We start from the raw sequence: 21184 nt of genomic DNA on the forward strand, positions 1-21184 counted from the left end.
GGATCGCGCTCAGATCAGGCCGGCGGCGATGTTGATCGTCAGCGCCAGGATCGTGGTGTTGAAGAAGAAGGCGAGGGCGGAGTGAATCAGCGCCACCCGCCGGAGGCGCTTGCCGGTGAACTCCACGTCGGCGGTCTGGCCGGAGGTGCCGACGGCCACCGCCACATAGAGGAAATCCCAATAATCCGGATGGGTTTCGCCGGGAATCCTCACACCCGGATCGACCCCGTCGGCGCTTGCGATCGACCAGGCGTGAGCATAATGGAGCGCGAACATCACCTGGATGAAGCTCCAGGCGCTGAGCACCGTGAGCGCGGCGAGCCCGACATGGGCGAGGCGGAGGACCCCGTCGAGGTCCTTCACGACCGCCAGCTCGCCGAAGACCGCGAGAAGGCTCGCCACACCCGAAAGGATCGACAGGGCGAGGCTCGCCCGCGCGCCTTCGTCGAGCCGCCGCGCGCGGCGCAGTGTCGTCGGCGCGTCGGAGGCCGCCATCATGTGCAGTACCAGCCCGAGGTGAACGCCGATGGCGCCGTTCCAGGCGACGAGGATCACGGTCGGAATGCGCCAGTCGGTGGCGAGACCGAGCCCGGTGGCGGCGACCGCGAAGAGCGCGGTCGCCAGCGTCAGACGCGGCCGCGCGAGCAGTTCGCGCGCCGTGCGGGGAAGCTTGCGAAGCCGCCGATCGCCGAGGCGCTCGCGCGGCACGTCACGGGGCATGGCGCACACCTTCCTGAAAGAGGGATCAAACGGACCTGCGAGAGGGATCGTACCCCGAAGGCTCGAACGAGGGGCCCGGATCCGGCCCCAAGACACGGTCCGGGTGGAGTGATCAGATTCGCATAAGACGGATTATGGAATATATTTGATGCGGTCCGTGAAGCCGGAGACGGGTATGCGACGGCGGATCTCCTCGATTCTCGAGGCACCTGCGGACTGTTCCTCGAACGATCGGCACGAACGCACGTCGGCGCACCGTTCGATCCCTCGTCTCGCGTCCGGTCCACACGAGGACGCGGACTTCAGATCCCGTCGGCACCCCGGCGCATCCCCGACCGCGCCCACCGACCCGCCGAACCTCGCGACGCCGGCAGAACCGACCTCACGACTTGAAGGAAAATTCCAGACCGTCCCAACCCGGCTCGACGCCGGCGGGAAGCTTCGCCTTCAGCGCCTCGTAGTCGAGTTCGTTGTGGAGGTGGGTCAGAACGGCGTGTTTCGGCTTCTTGCGGGCGATCCAGCCGAGCGCCTCTTCGACGCTGAGATGGCTCGGATGCGACCGCCACCGCAGCGAATCGAGGATCCACAGATCGAGCTTCTGCAGATGCGGCCAGGACTCCTGCGGGAATTCGCTGACGTCGGTCGAATAGGCCACGTCGCCGAAGCGCAGACCGAGACTGTCGATGTCGCCGTGGATCTGGCGGAACGGCACGATGCCGATCGAGCCCCCTTCCCCATGCACCGTGACGGGATGACCAAGCGTCAGGCGATGCTCGGTGACGATCGGCGGATAGGCCGACCCCGGCGGGGTCTGGAAACAATAGCCGAAGGCGTCGTGAACCCGCTTCGACGTGGTCTCGTCCATCCACACGTCGACCAGCCGGCGCCGGTTGAGGACGAAGGCGCGCAGATCGTCGATGCCGTGGATGTGGTCGGCATGGGCGTGGGTGAAGACGACCGCGTCGACCCAGTCGACCCCGGCGTCCAGCATCTGCTCGCGCAAGTCGGGCCCGGCGTCGACCAACACCCGCGTGGTGCCGCCCGAGGCCTCGGTGCGGGTCACCAGGAGAGCGGCGCGGCGGCGGCGGTTCTTCGGGTTCGCCGGATCGCAGGCGCCCCAATCGTTGCCGATGCGCGGGTTGCCCGGCGACGAGGCGCAGCCGAGGATCCGAAAGGTCATCGTTGCGGTCATCGTCGAAACTCCCTGATATGATTGTCGTTTTCGTGGGTCTGGACGAAGCCTTGACGGCCTCAGGCCGCGACTTTCGCGAAGAGCCGATGGAAATTGGCGGTGGTGGCGGCGGCGATCTCCTCGACGCCGACGCCCTTCACCGCCGCCAGAACCTCGGCGGTCTTGGCGACGAAGGCCGGCTCGCAACGCTTGCCGCGCCACGGCAGCGGCGCCAGATAGGGCGCGTCGGTCTCCACCAGCAGCCGATCGAGCGGCACGTCGGCGGCGACCGCCCGCACCTCGTCCGCCTTCTTGAAGGTGAGGATGCCCGAGAAGGACACGTAGCCGCCGAGCGCCAGCGACCGCCGCGCCAGATCCGGCCCCGACGAGAAGCAATGGAGGAGGTGCGGGAAGGCCCCGATCTCGGTCTCCTCCTCGAGGATCCGCGCCATGTCGTCGTCGGCCTCGCGCGCATGGATGACGAGCGGCAGGCCGGTCGTCCGCGCCGCCGCCACATGCATGCGGAAGCCGCGATGCTGCAGGTCGCGCGGCGCGAGATCATAGTGATAGTCGAGCCCCGCCTCGCCGATCGCCACGCATTTCGGATGCTCGGCGAGCCGGAGGAGATCGTCGAGCGTGACGTCCTCCTCCTCCTCGGCATTGTGGCAATGGGTTCCGACCGAGCACCAGACCGGGTCGTGCGCCTCGGCGAGGCCGCGCACCACGTCGAAGCGCTTCACCCGCGTCGAGATCGTCACCATCTTGGCGACGCCGGCCTCCTTCGCCCGCGCGAGAACGCCGTCCATGTCCTCGGCGAAGTCGGGGAAGTCGAGATGGCAGTGACTGTCGACCAGAACCACGGGCTCAGCCCCCCTTCCCCACCGGCGTCTCCACCGTCGGCTCGACCCATTTCGGGAAGACCGGCGTCGGCGCCGGCAGCATCAGCCCGGCGGCGAGACGCCTCGTCACGGCCGCGAAGTCGCGATCCTCGGGCGCCTGGGCGAGCAGATCGAGGAGCTTGCCGGCGGCGGTCGGCAGCACCGGCTGAGCGAGCAGCGCGACGATGCGGATCACCTCCGCCGTCGCCCACAGCACCGTGCCCATGCGCTCCGGATCGGTCTTCTTCAGTGCCCACGGCGCCGCGGCGGTGAACCAGCGGTTGGCCTCGCCGACCACGGCCCAGATCGCCTCGAGGCTCTTGTGGATCTCCTGGCGGTCGTAGGCGGCGCGCGAGGTGGCGAGGAGCGCGTCGGCGGCGGCGAGCATCGCCTCGTCCTCCGGCGCGAGCGGACCCGGGATCGGCACCCTCCCCTCACAGTTCTTGGCGATCATGGAGAGCGAGCGCTGCGCCAGATTGCCGAGATCATTGGCGAGATCGGCATTCATCCGGCCGACGATCGCCTCGTGCGAATAGTTGCCGTCCTGCCCGAACGGCACCTCTCGCAGGAAGAAGTAGCGCACGGTCTCGGCGCCGTAGTCCTCCGCGAGGGTGAAGGGGTCGACGACGTTGCCCGTCGACTTCGACATCTTCTCGCCCTTGTTGAAGATGAAGCCATGGGCGAAGACGCGCTTGGGCAGCGGCAGACCGGCCGACATCAGGAACGCCGGCCAATAGACCGCGTGGAAGCGGACGATGTCCTTGCCGATGACGTGGAGATCGGCGGGCCACCACTTCCTGTAGTCGTCCGAGGCCTCGTCGGGGAAGCCGGCGCCGGTGATGTAGTTGGTCAGCGCGTCGACCCAGACGTACATGACGTGGCCGGGACAGTCGGGAACCGGGATGCCCCAATCGAAGGTGGTGCGGCTCATCGAGAGGTCCTCGAGCCCGCCCTTCACGAAGGAGATCACCTCGTTCTTGCGCGCGTCTGGCCCGATGAAGTCGGGGTTCGCCTCGTAATGGGCGAGGAGCCGCTCCTGGAAGGCGGAGAGGCGGAAATACCAGGATTCCTCCTCGGTCCATTCCACCGGCGTGCCGGTGGGCGTGGCGCGGCGCTGGCCGTCCTCGCCGACTTCCGTCTCGCTCTCGGTGTAATAGGCTTCGTCGCGGACCGAGTACCAGCCGCCGTATTTGGCCATGTAGAGGTCGCCGGCCGCCGCCATCCGCCGCCAGACCTCTTGGACTGAGGCATGGTGCTCGGCCTCGGTGGTGCGGATGAAGCGGTCGTAGGAGACCTCGTAGGCGGCGTCCATCTCCTTGAAGACGGCGGTGTTGCGGTCGACCAGCGCGCGCGGGGTCATCCCCTCGCGACCGGCGGTCTGATGCATCTTGAGCCCGTGTTCGTCGGTGCCGGTGAGGAAGAAGACGTCGTACCCGTCGAGCCGCTTGAAGCGGGCGAGCGCGTCGGTGGCGAGCTTCTCGTAGGCGTGGCCGACGTGGGGCCGCCCGTTGGGATAATCGATCGCCGTGGTGATGAAGAATTTCGGGCCGGTCATGTCGTGATCCTTCGGGTGTCGCTCGGCGCACCCGTGCGCGAGATCGGACGTCGTGTCGGAAATCGCCGTCGTCCCAGAGGTCTACTCAATTCCGCGCCGCCTCGGCAAGGGCTCGCAGCGCGGCGAGGATCGCCGCCTTGCGGTCGAGGTTGAGCGCGTCGGTGCGCGCGACGATGCGGCCGATCTCGTCGTGGGCCTCGGCGAAGGCGGCGGCCGCCGCCACGCCCCGGATCGCGAGCGCCCGTTCGGCGGCCGCGACGGCGGCTTCACCGAGGAAGTCGACGGCGATGTCGAAGGCCTCGTCGGCGCCCCGCGCGGAGACCCGGTCGGCGAAGGCGTGGGCTGCGCGCAGGTCGAGATCCGGCGCCCGCGCCATCATCGCGTCGAGCGCGGTCTTCAGCCCGACGCCGTCGGCCGAGATCAGCGTCGCCGCCCGGCGCAACGAACCGTCGGCGAGTTCGGCGGCGGCGGCGAAGGCGCGCGGATCGCCCGAAATGCCGATCGCCCCGAGACCGGCGGCGATGGCATGGGGGCTGAGCGGAGCGAGATCGAGCCTGCGGCAGCGCGAGCGGATCGTCGCCATCAGCCGGCCCGGCGCATGCGAGATCACCAGGAACAGCGAGCGCGGCGGCGGCTCCTCGAGGATCTTCAGGAGCGCGTTGGCGGCATTGGCGTTCATCTCGTCGGCCGAGTCGACGATGGCGATGCGCCAACCGCCCTCGCCCGCCGTCGAGCCGAAGAAGCCGACCGTGCGGCGGATCTCGTCGACCGGCAGCTCGGTCTTGAAGCGCTTCGCCTTCTCGTCCCACGGCCGGCGCAGGTGGAGGAGGTCGCCATGCGCGCCGGCGGCGATGCGGCGGGCGACCGGATGCTCCATGTCGACAGCGAGCGAGGTGGCGCGCGCCACCTCGGCCGCCGTCGGATCGGGATGGGCGAGCACGAACCGGGCGAAGCGAAACGCCAGCGTCGCCTTGCCGATGCCCTTGGGACCACCGAGGATCCAGGCATGATGGATACGGCCGGACCGATAGGCCTCGAGCAGCGTCCGCTCGGCCTCCACCTGACCGAACAGCTCGGCGCGGCGGCGCGGCAGCTCGACGCCGTCGATCTCGTCGATCTCGGGAGCGGCTTCGACGGGGGCGGGGGCGCGGGCCATCAGGCGCTCCGTTCCGCCGGGGCGAGGCCGAGACGGGTCTCGACCGCGAACCAGATCGCTTCCGCCACGGTGCCGGGATCGTCGGTGGCGTCGACCACAACGAACCGCTCCGGCTCCTCGTGGGCGAGCTTCAGAAAGGCGAGACGGCGGCGCTCATGGGTCGCGAGATCCTCCTTCTCGAAACGGTCGGCGACCCCCTCCCCGCGCCGCGCCCCGGCCCGCGCGAGCCCGATCTCGGCGGGAACGTCGAGGAGGATCGTGAGGTCGGGACGCGTCCCGTCGACGGCGACCTGTTCCAGGAGCCGCACCATCTCCGGCGCGACGCCGCCGCCCTGATAGACGCGCGTCGAATCGTAGAACCGATCGGAGATCACCCAGCGCCCGGCGTCGAGCGCCGGGCGGATCGTGCGATCGACGTGATCGGCACGGGCGGCGGCGAAGAGGCAGGCCTCGGCGAGCGGGCCGAAGGCCTCCGCCGCCCCCTCGAGCAGGACGTGACGGACGCATTCCGCGCCCGGCGAGCCACCCGGCTCGCGCGTCACCACCACGTCGAGACCGCGGCCGCGCAAGCGCTCGGCGAGCCGCGTCACCTGGCTCGACTTGCCGGCCCCCTCCCCGCCCTCGAAGGTGACGAACCGTCCACGCGGGGACGCGAAGGCCGGGGCCGCGCCCGGAGAGACGTTCATCGGCGCAACAGTCCGATCAGGAGTTCGCGGGTTCCGTCGATCGCCCGCCGGCCGAGGGTACCGAGCGGCACCGCCTCGGCGGTCACAACGGGATAGTCGACCACCGGCTTGTCGTCGTTGGTGACGTAGAGACGGCCGATCGTCCGGCCCTTCTCGATCGGCGCCTTGATCGGCCCCGTATAGACGATCCGGGCCCGCAACTTGTCGCGATTGCCGCGCGGCACCAGAATGTCGACGTCGGTCGGCGACGAAATCGTCACCGTATTGGCCGCCCCGCCGAACACCGTCGCCGCGCCGAGGGCCTCGCCGGCCTGATAGATCCGCACCGTCTCGAAGGTGCGGAAGCCCCATTCGAGCAACTTCTTGGCATCTTCCCCTCGATCCTTGTCGGTGGGCGCGCCGCCGATCACCACATAGAGACGCTGCGACCCCTGAACCGCCGAGCCGACCAGATTATAGCCGGATTCCTTCAAGTATCCGGTCTTGATACCGTCGGCACCGATGCCGTCGTTGAGCAACGGGTTGCGGTTCAACTGACGGATCTTGTTGTAGGTGAATTCGCGCTCGGAATAGATCTTGTAGATGTCGGGATAGTCGCGGACGAGGTACTTCGCGAGCACGATCAGATCGCGCGCGGTGGTGCGATTGTCGGCGCCGGGCAGGCCGCTCGGATTGCCGAAATGCGACGCCGTCATGCCGATTTCCTGGGCCTGCCGGTTCATCACGTCGGAGAAGGCGCCCTCGGTGCCGGCGATCCCCTCGGCCATGGCGATGGCGCCGTCGTTGGCCGACTGGATCATGATGCCGCGAAAGAGATCGGCGATCCGCACCTTCGAATTGACCGGCGCGAACATCGAGGAGGTGCGCGAGGGCGCCCCGCCGGTGCGCCAGGCGTGCTCGGACATGGTGAACTCGCCGTCGAGCGACAGCCGCCCCTCCTTCACCTCGCGCGCCGCCACCGCGACGGTCATCATCTTGGTGAGGCTCGCCGGAACGAAGGACTTGTCGGCGTTCTTGGCGAAGAGAACCGCGCCCGAGGCCCCGTCGACCAAGAGTGCCACGTCCGCCTTGGTGTCGATCGTCCCGGGGGCGGTCGCCGGCGGCTTGGTGGCCGCGACCAGGGCGAGACAGGCGACCGCCGCGACCCACCGCGTCCAGCGTCTGCTCTCGGTATCGAGCCATCGCTCGAGGCGTGCGCGCATCGTCGTCCCCTTCCCGACCAGGGCACGAACATCCGGCGAGGACCCGTCCTCGCGACATCCGTGAATCGCCACTCAGTATAGGAAGGGGCCCGATCGCTCGCCACCCCGTCCGGAGCGCGGGGCCGATCTCGTCCGACGAATTCCGGTGCGCGTCAGCGCGTCACCCGGCCGAGAGCGTCGCCCTCGGCGATCCGAGCGAAGGCCCCCGCGATCCGGTCCTCGGCGGCGTAGGAGGCACGCTGCGAATGAGCGACCGGCAGCGCCGAGGTGTCGTAGCGCCCGTCGCCGCCCGGCAGCGGCATCAGCGACATCGGCGCGCCCGAGGCACCCGGCAACTCGGCCTGGATGACCTCGGCCGAGGTCGCGACGGGCTTCGGCAGACGCTCGCGCGCGGCGGCCCGCAGCCCGGCGGCATCGACGCCGGCCAGTTCGAAGGAGGAGGCGTCCTGGGTCGCGGCGAGCGCGCGCGAGGAGACCGGCATGATCGGCCGGCTCGGCGCCAGGACGTTGACCGGCGTCGCCGGACGAGCGTCGGCGACGAGCGTCGCGGTGGTCGGGATGCGGCGCGGCAGCGGCGCGAGATCGGCCGAGGCGACGAGCACCCGGTCGTCGACGTTGGGCGCGAGACCCGGACCACGCAGACTGGCGAGCAGGGTGCGCTGATCGGATCCGGCGAGACCGGCGCGGCCGACGTACTGCACCCGGACCTTGGAGACGCCGCGCCCCTTGATCTCGAGCAGATGCGCGGTCCGTTCGGAGAGATCGATGATGCGACCGGCCGCATAGGGCCCGCGATCGTTGACGCGCACGATGATCGAGCGCCCGGTCTCGAGCGAGGTCACCCGCGCATAGGACGGGATCGGCATGGTCGGATGGGCGGCGGAAATCGTGGTGCGGTCGTAGACCTCGCCGTTGGCGGTGCGGGTTCCGTGATGGAAGTCGCCGCCGTACCAGGAGGCGGCGCCGACCGCGTCGTAACGGGGATCCTCGCGCGGCACGTAGGTGCGGCCGTTGATCGTATAGGCCTTGCCGACCTGATAGCGGCCGCCGCCCGGCGTGACCTTGTCGTGCGGGCCGACGACCCGCTCGATCGGCTCGATGCCGCTGGTGCGCAGATTGTGAGTGGAGGAACATCCGGCGAGTGAGAAGGCCGTGGAGGCGACGAGAGCGCCGACGAGCGAAGTCCGACGTCGCGTCCAACCCGCGTCACTTGCCATGGTGTGCTCCCTCTGCCGCCGCACCGTCGCGACCGCGTCTTCCCCGACGACGCACCTCGAGCCGGCGCCGTCGAGTTCGATCATCGATCTACGCGGTTAACTCTTCGTAAACGAAATACATCAATCACGGCGCCGTGAAAAGAGCACCCCCCGGAGGCGCTCGTCTCACTCCGCCGCGACCGCCTCGAAGCGGATCCCACCCTGATTGCCCTCGGCCCAAGTGGCATGTCCTGTGCAACAACTTCCGTCACGCAGCGTCAGGCGGACCGAACGTCCGACGTCCCTTGGCGTCAGACCTTCGACACGCACGCCGCCCGACGAGCGATCGACGATGGTGACGGAACGGCTCTGCCCGTCGACCTGGAGCATCGCCGGCTGGGCGACGATGCGACGCACGTCCCCTCGCCGCTCCTCGCCCATCTCGATGCCGCCGATCGCCTGCGACAATTCGTCGAGCAGCGCCAGCACCTGATGACTGGCCTCGCCCACCTTCTCCATCGCCGCGAAGGCCTCGACGTCGCGGCCCTCGGCATGGGCGCGCAGCGCCTGGAGACCGAAGGCGTGGACCAGCGCATGCGGCTCGACCAGATTGCGATAGGCCGGCAGCGCGCGATATTCGGGCTTCGAGATGGAATCGTACCACTTGCCGAGGCGGCACTGGTGATGATCGGGCATCTCGCCCGGCTTCCAGTCGCCACGGCCGACCAGCGTGTCGAGGATCCGCTTCTTGAAGAAGACGTGATCGATCTTCGCCATCTCACACATCGAACGGTCCGAATCGGGCTCGAACCAACTCTTGGCGAGATCGGCGAAGCGATCGTTGTTGTCGCGGATCTTGTCGCTCATCGTGACGAGGATCGACTGATTCTGCGTCGCGGTGCCGGCGACCTGGGAAATCGCCGCGGCGATCTCCGAGGACGTGTTCTTCTGCCCGCCGAGAATCTCGGAGATGTCCCGCATCTTGAGCGTCACGTTGGAGACCTGCCCCGCGACGGTGTCCATGGTCGAGGCGGCGCGGTCGATCGCCGAGCGCCCCTCGGCCACGGCGGCGTTCGAGCGCTGCATGGTCTCCAGGATGTCGGTCATGCCCGCCTTCAGCGCGGCGATGCGCCGGGTGATGTCCTCGGTCGAGCGCGACGTCTGGTTGGCGAGGTTCTTGACCTCGGCGGCGACCACGGCGAAGCCGCGTCCCGCCTCGCCGGCGCGCGCCGCCTCGATGGTGGCGTTGAGGGCGAGGAGATTGGTCTGGCCGGCGATCCCCTCGATCACCGTCAGGATCTGGCCGATCTGCTCCGACGCCTTGGAGAGTTCGTCGACGCTCGCCGCCGTCTCGTCGACCGCAGTCGAGATGTTGCCGATCGCCGCCGCGACGTCGCGCACGGCGGAACGGCCGACGCCGACGGTGCGATCGGTCTCCACCGCTTCCGACGAGGCGCTCTCGGAATTGCGGGCGATCTCCTCCACCGAGGCCACCAGCTCGGCGGCGGCGGCGGAAATCGTCTGGCTGTTTTCGCCGACGAGCACGGTGTTGCGGGTCAGCTGGGCGAGATCGAGGGCGGTTTCGTTGGTGTCGGAGACCATGTGCGCGGCATTGCGCAGGTTGCGCAGATCGCTCTCGCGCGAGGCCTTGCCGTCGCGGGCCTCGCCGACGAGGTCCTCATAGGCGGTGTTGGAGACGATCATGTCGGTGAAGACGCGTTCGATCAAGAGATCGACCGCCGCCTCGAACCCGCCCGGCGAGAAGCGATGGCGCTTGGCGAGATGCGGCACCAGCTTCTTGAGCAGGAAGGCGTAGCCCGCCATGTACCAGCCCGACGGCAGCGCGATCTTGACGTGAACCTCGCCGATGGTCTTGCTGCGCGTCGCGAAATCGGCGGGAAGCTCCGGCCGGAAGAGCTCGCGCCAATGGGCCGCCTGGGCGCCCTTCAGCCGCTCGACGGTGACGTCCGACGCGACGGCCTCGCCGAATTCCTCGCTCTGGCGCAGACCCTGATAGAACTCGCTCAGGATCGCGGGAACGACCTTCTCGCAATCGGCCCACAGGTCGACCCGGCCGCGCCGTGGCATGCTCGATCGCCCCATGAAGGCGCTCACGGATGCCATGTTCAGATCGGTGCCCATCGACGTCTCCCGCTGCGCCAGTGCCACACTCATACTCGTGCCGCGCTCGTATATGAGCGGACGATGAAGTGTGATGGTTGAGAGGACGTTTACGTGGCGTCGAAAACGCCGGGCCCCGCAGATTTCACCGAAGGATCGCCGGACGCCGCGCCGAGGCGCCGCTCAATCGGCACGGGCGGCGTCGTCTCGAGCCGCAGCCGGTCCGGGACCACGCCCGTGCGGACGCGCCTCCAGGATCGCCCCGGCGAGGAGATGCGCGACGCAGCCGTAGGACCAGTCGTTCATGTGCAGCCCGTCCTCGGTGACGAAGGTCTCGAACGGATAGTGGCGATCGCGATGCCAGCTCTTCATGACGGCGAAGCGATCGAACACGTCCACCCGCGTCTCGCGCCCGGTGACGGCGATGAGATCGAGCATCGCCTCGTAGTTCGACCGCGCCAGCACGCGCGGCGAATATTGCATGTTCATCAGGAGCACGTCGGACCCTTGCGCCTGGAGACGGGCGATCCCGGCGCGCGCGTCGAGAAACACCGACCACATGTCGTGGCCGGCGAGAAGCACGTTGGTGCCGATCTGCCAGATCACCAGGTCGGGACGCTCGGCGAGGACGTCGCGATCGAAGCGCAGCATCTCGTCTCGGGTCTCGTTGCCGTTGACGCCGCGATTGACGACGGTGATCGAACGCCCGGGCGCGGCGCGGCGCAGCTCCGCCTCGAGCCGGCTCGGATAGGACCGTTCCGGGCTCGACGCGCCGAGCCCGAAGGTCGAGGACGACCCGAGCGCGACGATCTTCAGCGGCCCGCCGTCGACCCAGCGCTTGTAGAAGCGCGGCAACGGGCGATGAAGCCGGACCCCTTCCGGGGGGGCGGCACAGACCGGCTCGGCCGGCGCGGCCTCGGCGGAGGCCAGCGACGGCATCGCCACCATCAGACCGGCGGCGAGCCCCGCCGCCACGAGCGCGAACCGCCGCTGCGGGGTCCTCGGGCTTCGCGATCGTGCCTCGTCGCTCGACGTCGTCATGGGGCCTCGCTCGGTGGCGGAAGGGGATCGTGGGAAGGGGAAGAGGTCGCGCGCGGCCCCGATCATGGCCGTCTCGCGAAGAGCCCGGTCGCCAGCGACCGCGCCAGATCCTCGGCCATGCAGCCGTCGGTCCGGGTCGCGACCTCGCCGCTGGTGGCGGTGTCGGCCTTGCCGGCGCGCAGCTTCTCCAAGGTCTCGCCGACCTCGTAGCGGCGCACCCGCAGCACCCTCTCCTCGCGCGCGACCTGGGTGATCATCGCGCGCACCGCCTGATATTCGGCGTCGTTGCGCAGAACCGGGGTGTAGTGGAGGCCGATCAGGACGACGTCGACGCCGTGGTCCTTCAGCCAGCGAATGGTGTCGCGCACCGTCTCGCCGATCTCCGCCGGATCGAGGCCGGCCATCGCATCGGCCGTGCCGACCTGCCAGAAGACGACGTCGGGCGCGGATCGGGCGACCTCGAGCCGGATCCGGTCGGCGGCGTCGCGCGCGAGCTCGCCGGAGACGCCGCGCTGGACCACCACCACGTCGAGGCCCTTGAAGGTCTTTTCCAGAAACCCCTCGACCAGCTCGTAATAATCGCCGTTGCGGAAGCTCCCGCCGACGACGGAACTGCCGATCGCCACGGCGACGATGCGCTTGCGTTCCTTCATCGCGCGCTCGAGATTGGGAAAGGCGATCGCCGTCGCGTCGCCGGCCGCGAGCCCGCAGGCAGAGGACGAGGGCGCGACCGGCGCCTCGGCCCGCGCGCCCGTCGCCGACGCGAGCGCGGTGAGGAAGAGGGCGATCCGGACCCGACGTCCCATCGTCGTCATCGAGCGCGCTCCCACCAGTCGGCCCCCCGGGCCACGACGAACGAGATCGCCAGCCCAACGCAGACGACGATCGTATCCAAAGGCAAACCGCCCCTGAACGCAAATCGAAGGATCTGCCCGGCGAGACTGAGAATCGAGCCGAGACAGAACACCAGCAGCGAATGCCGCCCGAGCAGCGACAACGCCCCCGCGAACCGAGGAACGTAGCGCTCGAAGAACGTGAAGGTCGGCGCGAAGAGGGTGGCGAGAAGCAGGAAATGGACGATCCGGGTCGGCGTCAGGAAGCTCTTGTCGTTGACGAAGAGCAGACGCGGGAACGGCGCCATGGTCGGATCGAGCTCGATCCCTTCGAGGCGCAGAACCGCGGCGGCGACGATCAGCGGCAGCGCGATCACGCGGATCGCCGTCATGTGCCGCGCCGCGAAGCCACCGAGGCCCTCGGGGCGCGACAGGAGAAAACCCAGAACGAAGTCGAACTGCCAGCACAGCGGATTGAAGAACCACTCCCCCTGCGTCGGCCAGGTCGGGAAGGTGATCTGTCCGACGAGCGCGGTCAGGTAGACGGCCGCCGAGACCGGCAAGAGCAGCGCCGGCCATCGTCGGTGGAGGATCACCACGAGCGGCGACAGGCAGAGCAGCACGACATAGAGCGGCAGGATGTCGAAATAGCCGAGCTGATGGGTCAGAAAGACCAGACCGATGTGCGCCTCGATCGGATCGGTGAAGACCGCCCCGGCGTTGAACCATTCGAGGATCAGCGGATTGTCGAGCCAAAGCGAGGTGACCGCCAGCATCGCGATCGCCATCATCACGATGACCATGTGGGCGGCGTAGAGCTTGCCGGCGCGAAGCCCCAGCCGGCCGACCACGTGCACGGTCGGACGCGGCGCATGGGCCGGGCCTTCGACGTATTTCAGCGACCAGCCCGCCAGAAAGACGAAGAGCTCGGCCGAATCCGACAGCGACAGCGCCTTGTGGGTGAACTGCTCGTAGACGTTGCCGGGGATGTGATTGACGAAGATCTCGACCAGGGCGAAGCCGCGCCAGAAGTCGACGACGTTGATCGCGCGCGGCATGTCCGCCCCTTCGCTCCTCGATGGACGAACCGGAGACCGCGCGTCTTGGCGGAAGCGGTGGGATTCGAACCCACGGTGGGCTTGCACCCACGGCGGTTTTCAAGACCGCTGCCTTAAACCACTCGGCCACGCTTCCGTCGCGCCTTCAATGGCCGGAACCATCGGGAACTTCAAGAGGCGAGGTGTGGCGGCGTGATGTCCCCCGGTGACGCCGGAGGCGCCGTCAGTCGCTGAGGCCACCCCCGAGGACGACGGCGACGACGATCAGGGCGGCCGCGACCAGGGCGAGAATCACCATGCCGATCAGGTCGCGGCGACGCATGGCGGCGGAGGTGTCTGTCGGCTCGAATTCGTCCATGCTCGATCCTCGCCGCGCATTGCCCCGGCGGCCGGGTCGCCTCCCCTCGTCCTCATCCGTGGCGAGAAAAAGGCGAAGCGTCCCGATCCGCCGTCGTCGTCAGGCGGTGTGCTTGATCACGAAGCGGAACACGCCCGCGTCGGCGCTCTTCTCCACCATCGTGTTGCCGGTGGTGCGGCAGAAGGCGTCGAAGTCGGCGACCGAGCCGGGGTCGGTCGAGAGCACCTCGAGCGTGCCGCCCGACGGCACGTCCTTCAGCATCTTCTTGGTCTTGATGATCGGCAGCGGGCAATTCAGTCCCTTGGCGTCGAGGGTCATGTCGGCCATGGCGTTCGTCTCCCTTGGAGTTTCTTCGTTGAAGGTGTTCCCCACGCGCGAACGCGGGGAAGGGTTCGGGTCGGCCGTCTCAGCGGCCGTACCAGATCATGCAGTCGTGCCGGGCTTCCGCAAAGAACAACCAGCGTTCGACCAGGAGGCCGACGGCGAGCGAGCCGACCGCGCCGACCGCCATCACCGCGGCCGTCACCGCGGGCGCCCAGAGCGCGGCGACGGTGAGCATCAGCGGCAGCGCGAAGAGCGCGACATGGGCGAGTGAGCGCAGCCGGCGGGCATGTCTGCGCGCCACCACGAAGCCCATCTCGTGCATCAGGAAATTCGCCTCCGTATGCGGCTGCTCGAGCAGACGCACGGCGCCGAAACGGCCGAGGCCGGTGGCGGTGCCGAGATCGCTGGTCGGCTGGAGCCGATCGATGGTGGTCCAATAGGCGAGCTTGACGCCCCAGGCGATCACGATCGAGGCGATCGCCACCACGTCGACCGCCGGGGTGTGGACGCCGAAGAGGCGCGTGACGACCGCGAGCAGGACCGCGCCCGACATCAGCCCGAGGCCGAGATAGGCGACCGGCACCGTGGCGAGGTTCCATTGCCGGATGGTGGAGAGGCTGGCGTAGATCATCGACGTGGCGATCACCGTGGCGCCGGCGAGCAGAGCCGCGGCGACGCCCATCCAGCCGAAGAAGCCGGTGGTCTTGCCGAGGAACACCCAGCCGATGCCGAAGAGACCGGCCGGCAGGAAGGTGGCGACCGCCAGAACGCCCTCGCGCGACAACCACGAGGTGCGCCACTGCGAGAAGGCGTTGATCGCCCGTTCGGGCCGGCCGAGATGGAAGGTGGAGGACAAGAGCCCTCCCCCGATCAGCCCGAGGGCGAGGCCGACCACGACGAAGCCGAGGAGGCTCGTCGCCGGCAGGAGACCGCCGACGGCGAAGATCGCGGCGAGGATCAAGAGACCGTAGCCGGCGCCCGAGGCGGTCGTGAAGAAGATGACGGAATAGGCGGGATGCATCGTCTCGTCGTCCTTCTCAACGCGTCAGGATCCGGTCGACCCACTTCAGGAAGCGGCCGGCGCCTTCGAGGCTCGCGGTGGCGGCGGTCGCCGCCGGCGCCGCGCCACGACGGCCGGGGCGCGGCGGCAGATATTTCGAGGTCGGGCGATAGCCCTTCTCCGGCATCGGATCATAGCCACCGCGCTCGGCCGTCAACTTCGAGACGGTCGAATTCGGATCGGCGAAGTCGCCGAAGTGACGCGCCTTGGACGGGCACGCCGCGACGCAGGCCGGCACCCGGTCTTCCTCGGGGAGGTTCTGGTTGTAGATCTTGTCGACGCAGAGCGTGCACTTCTTCATCACGCCCTGGACTTCGTCGTATTCGCGCGCGCCGTAGGGGCAGGCCCAGGAGCACAGTTTGCAGCCGATGCACTTGTCGTGATCGACCAGGACGATGCCGTCCTCCGACCGCTTGTAGGAGGCGCCGGTCGGACACACCGTGACGCAGGCCGGGTTCTCGCAATGGAGACAGTTCTTCGGGAAGTGGACCGTGCGGCCCGCCTCCCCCTCCCCGCCCACCTCGTAGGTGAAGACGCGGTTGAACCACACGCCGTGCTGTTCGGCGGCATAGGCGTTGACGTCGGTCAGCGGGCCGGAGATGCCGCCGGTGTTCCATTCCTTGCAGTTGGTCGCGCAGGCATGACAGCCGACGCAGGTGTCGAGATCGATGGCGAGGCCGAGGCGCTTTTCGGGCCGGGTCGCGGGCAGCGAAGTCATGCGCGGGTCCTCTTCGGGTCGTGATCGGGAGCGAAATGGGCGCCGTAGTCGTTGATCGCCGGCGCCGGGTCGAGACCGACGACGCGCGGCAGGGTCGGGAATTGCGGCTCGGTGATCTCCGCCCCCGCCGCCACCTTCTCGATGCGCACGCGCAGGTCGAACCACGCCGCCTGTCCGGTGATCGGATCGGAGTTGGAGAGCCGGCGCCCGTCCGACCGCGGCGGCAGCAGCTCCGAGATCAGGTGATTGAGCAGGAAGCCCTTCTTCGCCTCCGGCGCGTCGGGGGCGAGGTTCCACGAACCCGAGCGCTTGCCGATCGCGTTCCAGGTCCAGACGGTGTCGGGGTTGAGCCCCTCCATGGTCTTGATCTGCACCTTGATCGAGCCGTTGTGGCTGGTGACGCGCACCCAATCGCCGTCGTCGAGCCCGAGGTCGCGCGCCTTGGAGGTGGCGACATAGAGCTTGTTGCGACCGAGGATCTGGCGGAGCCACGCGTTCTGCGAACCCCAGGAGTGGTACATGATCATCGGCCGCTGGGTCAGCGCGTGCAGCGGATAGGTCTTGGTGTCGACCGAGGCCTCCTCGTGCGGCACGTACCAGACGGGCAGCGGATCGAAGGCCGCCTTCAGATTGGCGCGCAGATGGTCGGGTGGCTGGATCGCGCCGTGACCTTCGGCCGCGAGGCGGAACTTCTGCATCGGCTCGGAATAGAGCTGGATGACGATCTGATCGGCGTGGCCGATGAAGCCCATCTTCACCGCGAAGTCGAGATAGGACTTGTTGGCGAATTTGTAGAACTTCTGATCCGGCGCCAGTTCGTGATGCCAGAAGCTCTCATGGGCGATATAGGCGTCGAGCTGGTTCGGATTGACCGCGCCGCGCCCGAAGGTCTCGCCGTTCTCGCCGCGCCAACCGGCGAGCGGACCGATGCCCGGTGTGCGCTCGTGGTTGACGATGTAGTCGGGATAGCCGCCGGGGAACTTCGCCGTGCCGTCCGGATTGGTCATGCCGGGAAGCTTCAGCCGGGCGCCGAGATCGAGCAGCACGGTCTGGAACGCGCGCACGTCGCGATCGGGCTCGACGATCGGATGGCGGATCGCGTCGGCCGGCCCGTCGGCCTCGCAGATCGGCCGGTCGAGCAGCGAGATGCAGTCCCAGCGCTCGAGATAGGTCGTGTCCGGCAGGATCAGATCGGCGTAGGAGACCATCTCCGAGGCATAGGCGTCGGAATAGATGATCTTCGGGATCCTGTATTCGCCGGTCTTGGGATCGACGTCGGTCAACATGTCCATGACACCCTTGGTGTTCATGGTCGAGTTCCAGCTCATGTTGGCCATGTACATGAACAACACGTCGATCGGATAAGGATCGCCCTTCCAGGCGTTGGTGATCACCATGTGCATCAGGCCGTGTGAGGCGATCGGCGCCTCCCAGGAATAGGCCTTGTCGATGCGGATCGGACGGCCCTCGTCGTCGACGATCAGGTCCTCCGGCCCGGTGGTGAAGCCGAGCGGCAGGCCGGCGAGCGGCGTGTTGGGCGCCGAGGTCTTGCCGGCCGGCTTCTGACCCGGCGGGATCGGCTTGGGGAACGGCGGCTTGAAGCGGAAGCCGCCGGGGCATTCGACCGAGCCGAGCAGCACCTGGAGGAGATGGATCGCCCGGCAGGTGTGGAAGCCGTTGGTGTGGGCGGAGATGCCGCGCATCGCGTGCATCGCCACGGGGCGGCCGATCATCTTGGAATGGGTGCGCCCGGCCCAGTCGGTCCATTCGACGTCGAGCTCGATCGTCTGCTCGAAGGCGACCTCGGCGAGCTCGGCGGCGATGCGGCGGATCGTGTCGGCGGGAATGCCGCAGGAGGCCGCGACCGCCTCCGGCGCAAAGGCCGCGTCCATGTAGCGCTCGGCGATCCGCTGGAACGACGGCACCGCCTGTCGCCCGTCGGGAAGCTCGAACGAGCCCACGACCGCCGGCGCCACCTCGGGCAGCTTCGCCGACACCAGCCGGCCGGTGGTCTGGTCGAAGCAGAGCGGATCGCCGGCGGCGTCGCGGGCGAAGAGCCCATGCTCGGCGGTGCCGGGCGCGTCGATGACGAGCCACGGCGCGTTGGTGTAGCGGATCAGATAGTCGAGATCGATCTTGTCGGCGTGGAGCAACTCGTGGATGAGCGCCATCACGAAGAGCCCGTCGGTACCCGGCCGGATGCCGAGCCATTCGTCGGCGATCGCCGAATAGCCGGTGCGGATCGGGTTGACCGACACCACCTTGGCGCCACGCCCCTTCATCTTGCCGAGGCCGGTCTTGATCGGGTTGGAATCGTGATCCTCGGCGACGCCGAACAGGATCAGATACTTCGCGCGCTCCCAATCGGGCTCGCCGAACTCCCAGAACGAGCCGCCGATCGTGTAGAGCCCGGCGGCCGCCATGTTGACCGAACAGAAGCCGCCATGGGCGGCGAAATTGGGCGTGCCGAACTGGGTCGCCCACCAGCCGGTCAGCGACTGCGACTGATCGCGGCCGGTGAAGAAGGCGAGCTTCTTGGGATCGCTCGCGCGGATCGCGCCGAGCCATTCGGTGGCGAGGCCGAGCGCCTCCTCCCACTCGATCTCGACGAACTCGCCCTCGCCGCGCTTGCCGACCCGCTTCAGCGGCTTCCGGAGGCGCGAGGGCGCATAATGCTGCATGATCCCGGAGGATCCCTTGCCGCAGATCACGCCCTTGTTGATCGGATGGTTCTTGTTGCCCTCGATGTAGCGGATCATCCCGTCCTTGAGGTGGACCTTGATGCCGCAACGGCAGGCGCACATGTAGCAGGTCGTGTACTTCACCTCGTCGTGGACGACGGGCGACAGATCCGGTGTCGGCTCCTTCGACATGAACCCCGTTTCCTCTTGCCTCGCCCGCGAGGGGCCTTGATTCAGCTTCGTCGGCGTCACGCCGGACGGTTCACTTCGCGGGCGCGGGCGCGTCCCGCTCCGCCTCGCCGCCCACCCATTCGGGCGGACAGTTCTCGATCGTGACCTCTTCCTCGAAGTCCTCCTCGAGCGGTTCCTGTTTGCCCATCCGGGCGCATTCGACGAAGACGTTCAGTCCGCAGCTCCTGCATTCCTCGTAGTCGAACTTGCGATAGAGGGTCCTGAGCGCGTCGGTCTTGGAGGTGAAGACGTTGGCCCGGCCGATCTCGTCGAGGTGCCCGCCCTTCTCCAGGATGTCCCAGACCCGCTCCTTCACCCGGATCAGATAGAGCCCGCCGCCGCGCGCCCGCCACCGCCGCGCCGCCTGGACCAGCGCCTCGGCGCCGGCGAGATCGACGAAGTTGACGCCACTCATGACGATGGCGAGATGACGCCGGTTCGGGCTCTCCGCCTCGAAGCGCCTGAGCTTGTCCTGAAACGCCGCCACCGCGCCGAAGAACAGCGATCCGTCGATGCGGATGATGCGCAGCTGGCGACATTCGGGAAGGGTCGGACCGGGATTGGTGAACTTGCGGCCGCCGCTCATCGGATCGGGCACGCGCGGGAGGATCTGCGGCTTCGACGTGCGATAGAGATAGACGATCAGCGACAGCACCACGCCGACAAGGATCGCCGCCTGGATGTGCACGAAGAGCGCCGTGAAGATGGTGATCGCCATCACCGCGCGTTCGGAATGGGCCGAGCGCAAGATCTGGGCGATGCGCTTGCGATCGATCAGGCTCCAGCCGACCAGCACCAGCGTCGCCGCCATCGCCGCATGCGGCAGCCACGCCGCGAGCGGCGCGGCGAAGACCAGGATGCCGGCCAGCAGCACCCCGGCCGAAAGGGCCGAGAGCGGTGTGCGGGCACCCGCGTCGTAATTGAGCGCCGAGCGATTGAAGGAGCCCGAGACGACGTAGCCGGAGAAGAAACTGCCGATCCCGTTGGCGAGCCCCTGGCCGATGAACTCCTGGTTCGCGTCGACGTGCTGACCGCAACGCAACGCCAGCGCCCGCGAGATCGACACCACCTCGTTGGAGGCGGAGACCGCGACCGCGAAGGCCGTCGGCAGCAGCATGCGCCAGGTCGCCGGGTCGAAATCCGGCATCGACAGCGGCGGCAGATGCGCCGGCAGCGCCCCGACGGTCGAGACCGACCCGGGCATCCAACGATCGACCAGCGCGCCCGCGAGCCCGCCCGCGAGGATCGCCACGATCATGTAGGGGATGCGCGGCGTCCAGATCCGCACCGCGATCGCGGTCAGAAGGGTCGCCATCGCGACGGCGAAGGTCGGCCAGGCGATCTGATCGAGCCCGAAGACGAAATCCCGCAGGATCTCCAGGAATTCGGCGTCCTTGGAGACGGGGATCCCGAGGAACCCCTTGACCTGATGGGCGATGATCAGGATGCCGACGCCGGTCGTGTAACCGACGACGACCGAATGGGAGATGAAGTTGACGATCGCCCCGAGCTTGAAGACGCCGAGGCTGAGTTCGATCACCCCGACCATCAGCGCGAGCGTCAGCGCGAGTTCGACGTAGCGCTCCGACCCCGGCGTGGCGAAGGCCGAGAGCGAGGTGAAGAGCACCAGCGAGGCGGTGGTCGAGGGACCGGCGACGAGATGCCACGACGAGCCGAACAGCGCCGCGATGATCGTCGGGACGATGCCGGCATAGAGCCCGTATTCCGGCGGCATGCCGGCGATGGTGGCGAAGGCGACGCCCTGCGGCAGCACCACGACCGCCCCGGTCAGGCCGGCGATCAGGTCGGCTCGGATCGAGGCGCGGTCGCTCATCCGCATCCAGCCGAGGAACGGCAGGAGCGCGGGCAAGACGGCACTGATGCGAGCGGACGCGGCCAAGGCGCGGTCCCTCCTCGTTGTCGGTTTCCTCGAGACGTCGTTCGCGGGCCCCTGTTCGGGCTCCGCTCTCGCCCCTCGTCTGTCGGAGGGGTCGGTCGTCCTGATCGCCGGGCGGAAAGGCCCGGCGACCCGTTTCGGGTACGACCTTTCGCTCCTCGATCCCCGCGAGGAGGACGAGACGGGCGGTCGCGAAGGGGGAGGACGACGCCGGGGACCCGGCGCCGTCGATGCGTCATGCCGTCGGGCATTGAAAATGACCGACGGTATTCCCGACGCGAACTTCTCATGCCTCTGA

General features: G+C 68.2%; 18 protein-coding genes and 1 tRNA gene. All 19 read right to left on the reverse strand.

What is annotated here, in order from left to right; translation table 11 throughout:
- Positions 1 to 9: 9 nt before the first annotated feature.
- A complete protein-coding gene (locus J3S89_RS09995) occupies positions 10 to 720 on the reverse strand; it encodes a DUF1345 domain-containing protein (protein ID WP_217927362.1) in 711 nt (236 codons plus the stop codon).
- A 382-nt stretch (positions 721 to 1102) separates the two neighbouring features.
- Positions 1103 to 1912, reverse strand: coding sequence for an MBL fold metallo-hydrolase (locus J3S89_RS10000; protein ID WP_217927364.1), 810 nt, complete (start codon positions 1910 to 1912; stop codon positions 1103 to 1105).
- A gap of 59 nt (positions 1913 to 1971) precedes the next feature.
- Positions 1972 to 2751 (reverse strand): TatD family hydrolase, encoded by a 780-nt coding sequence (locus tag J3S89_RS10005; RefSeq protein ID WP_217927365.1) that lies wholly within the window; start codon positions 2749 to 2751, stop codon positions 1972 to 1974.
- A 4-nt stretch (positions 2752 to 2755) separates the two neighbouring features.
- Positions 2756 to 4324 (reverse strand): methionine--tRNA ligase, encoded by a 1569-nt coding sequence (metG, locus tag J3S89_RS10010; protein WP_217927366.1) that lies wholly within the window; start codon positions 4322 to 4324, stop codon positions 2756 to 2758.
- Between the two features lie 85 nt (positions 4325 to 4409).
- Positions 4410 to 5480: a DNA polymerase III subunit delta' gene (locus tag J3S89_RS10015; RefSeq protein WP_217927367.1), complete on the reverse strand. Its 1071-nt coding sequence runs from the start codon at positions 5478 to 5480 to the stop codon at positions 4410 to 4412.
- Positions 5480 to 6166, reverse strand: a complete 687-nt coding sequence (gene tmk, locus J3S89_RS10020) for a dTMP kinase (protein ID WP_217927368.1) — start codon at positions 6164 to 6166, stop codon at positions 5480 to 5482. The genes J3S89_RS10015 and tmk overlap by 1 nt, the downstream gene beginning before the upstream one ends.
- Positions 6163 to 7368 (reverse strand): D-alanyl-D-alanine carboxypeptidase family protein, encoded by a 1206-nt coding sequence (locus tag J3S89_RS10025; RefSeq protein WP_217927370.1) that lies wholly within the window; start codon positions 7366 to 7368, stop codon positions 6163 to 6165. Before J3S89_RS10025 ends, tmk begins: the two co-directional genes overlap by 4 nt.
- Positions 7369 to 7520: 152 nt before the next feature.
- Positions 7521 to 8585, reverse strand: coding sequence for a septal ring lytic transglycosylase RlpA family protein (locus J3S89_RS10030; protein WP_217927371.1), 1065 nt, complete (start codon positions 8583 to 8585; stop codon positions 7521 to 7523).
- 165 nt (positions 8586 to 8750) lie between these two features.
- Positions 8751 to 10706, reverse strand: a complete 1956-nt coding sequence (locus tag J3S89_RS10035; protein ID WP_217927373.1) for a methyl-accepting chemotaxis protein — start codon at positions 10704 to 10706, stop codon at positions 8751 to 8753.
- 162 nt (positions 10707 to 10868) lie between these two features.
- Entirely contained in the window at positions 10869 to 11726 is an 858-nt protein-coding gene (locus J3S89_RS10040) for an SGNH/GDSL hydrolase family protein (RefSeq protein ID WP_217927374.1), read from the reverse strand.
- 62 nt (positions 11727 to 11788) lie between these two features.
- Positions 11789 to 12532, reverse strand: a complete 744-nt coding sequence (locus J3S89_RS10045) for an SGNH/GDSL hydrolase family protein (protein ID WP_217927375.1) — start codon at positions 12530 to 12532, stop codon at positions 11789 to 11791.
- A 5-nt stretch (positions 12533 to 12537) separates the two neighbouring features.
- Positions 12538 to 13617 (reverse strand): OpgC family protein, encoded by a 1080-nt coding sequence (locus J3S89_RS10050; RefSeq protein ID WP_217927376.1) that lies wholly within the window; start codon positions 13615 to 13617, stop codon positions 12538 to 12540.
- A 46-nt stretch (positions 13618 to 13663) separates the two neighbouring features.
- Positions 13664 to 13753, reverse strand: a tRNA-Ser gene (locus J3S89_RS10055).
- A gap of 87 nt (positions 13754 to 13840) precedes the next feature.
- Entirely contained in the window at positions 13841 to 13975 is a 135-nt protein-coding gene (locus J3S89_RS23380; RefSeq protein WP_274383157.1) for a hypothetical protein, read from the reverse strand.
- 99 nt (positions 13976 to 14074) lie between these two features.
- Entirely contained in the window at positions 14075 to 14302 is a 228-nt protein-coding gene (locus J3S89_RS10060) for a sulfurtransferase TusA family protein (protein ID WP_217927377.1), read from the reverse strand.
- Between the two features lie 79 nt (positions 14303 to 14381).
- Positions 14382 to 15320, reverse strand: coding sequence for a dimethyl sulfoxide reductase anchor subunit family protein (locus J3S89_RS10065; RefSeq protein ID WP_217927378.1), 939 nt, complete (start codon positions 15318 to 15320; stop codon positions 14382 to 14384).
- A gap of 16 nt (positions 15321 to 15336) precedes the next feature.
- Complete coding sequence (locus J3S89_RS10070; protein ID WP_217927379.1) at positions 15337 to 16077, reverse strand: 4Fe-4S dicluster domain-containing protein; 741 nt, start codon at positions 16075 to 16077, stop codon at positions 15337 to 15339.
- Positions 16074 to 18950 carry a molybdopterin oxidoreductase family protein gene (locus J3S89_RS10075; RefSeq protein WP_217927380.1) on the reverse strand — a complete coding sequence of 959 codons (2877 nt, stop codon included), beginning with the start codon at positions 18948 to 18950 and terminating at the stop codon, positions 16074 to 16076. Before J3S89_RS10075 ends, J3S89_RS10070 begins: the two co-directional genes overlap by 4 nt.
- Before the next feature lie 70 nt (positions 18951 to 19020).
- Positions 19021 to 20889: a SulP family inorganic anion transporter gene (locus tag J3S89_RS10080; protein ID WP_217927381.1), complete on the reverse strand. Its 1869-nt coding sequence runs from the start codon at positions 20887 to 20889 to the stop codon at positions 19021 to 19023.
- Positions 20890 to 21184 lie beyond the last annotated feature (295 nt).

It is taken from the genome of Pinisolibacter aquiterrae (assembly GCF_019160155.1).
Classification (GTDB): domain Bacteria; phylum Pseudomonadota; class Alphaproteobacteria; order Rhizobiales; family Ancalomicrobiaceae; genus Pinisolibacter; species Pinisolibacter aquiterrae.

Coding starts and splice junctions, on each gene's coding strand:
- J3S89_RS10040 (WP_217927374.1), bottom strand. CDS start 11,726: ATGACGACGTCGAGCGACGAGGCACGATCGCGAAGCCCGAGGACCCCG.
- J3S89_RS10030 (WP_217927371.1), bottom strand. CDS start 8,585: ATGGCAAGTGACGCGGGTTGGACGCGACGTCGGACTTCGCTCGTCGGC.
- J3S89_RS10060 (WP_217927377.1), bottom strand. CDS start 14,302: ATGGCCGACATGACCCTCGACGCCAAGGGACTGAATTGCCCGCTGCCG.
- J3S89_RS09995 (WP_217927362.1), bottom strand. CDS start 720: ATGCCCCGTGACGTGCCGCGCGAGCGCCTCGGCGATCGGCGGCTTCGC.
- J3S89_RS10050 (WP_217927376.1), bottom strand. CDS start 13,617: ATGCCGCGCGCGATCAACGTCGTCGACTTCTGGCGCGGCTTCGCCCTG.
- J3S89_RS10035 (WP_217927373.1), bottom strand. CDS start 10,706: ATGGGCACCGATCTGAACATGGCATCCGTGAGCGCCTTCATGGGGCGA.
- tmk (WP_217927368.1), bottom strand. CDS start 6,166: ATGAACGTCTCTCCGGGCGCGGCCCCGGCCTTCGCGTCCCCGCGTGGA.
- J3S89_RS10015 (WP_217927367.1), bottom strand. CDS start 5,480: ATGGCCCGCGCCCCCGCCCCCGTCGAAGCCGCTCCCGAGATCGACGAG.
- metG (WP_217927366.1), bottom strand. CDS start 4,324: ATGACCGGCCCGAAATTCTTCATCACCACGGCGATCGATTATCCCAAC.
- J3S89_RS10065 (WP_217927378.1), bottom strand. CDS start 15,320: ATGCATCCCGCCTATTCCGTCATCTTCTTCACGACCGCCTCGGGCGCC.
- J3S89_RS23380 (WP_274383157.1), bottom strand. CDS start 13,975: ATGGACGAATTCGAGCCGACAGACACCTCCGCCGCCATGCGTCGCCGC.
- J3S89_RS10025 (WP_217927370.1), bottom strand. CDS start 7,368: ATGCGCGCACGCCTCGAGCGATGGCTCGATACCGAGAGCAGACGCTGG.
- J3S89_RS10075 (WP_217927380.1), bottom strand. CDS start 18,950: ATGTCGAAGGAGCCGACACCGGATCTGTCGCCCGTCGTCCACGACGAG.
- J3S89_RS10070 (WP_217927379.1), bottom strand. CDS start 16,077: ATGACTTCGCTGCCCGCGACCCGGCCCGAAAAGCGCCTCGGCCTCGCC.
- J3S89_RS10000 (WP_217927364.1), bottom strand. CDS start 1,912: ATGACCGCAACGATGACCTTTCGGATCCTCGGCTGCGCCTCGTCGCCG.
- J3S89_RS10045 (WP_217927375.1), bottom strand. CDS start 12,532: ATGGGACGTCGGGTCCGGATCGCCCTCTTCCTCACCGCGCTCGCGTCG.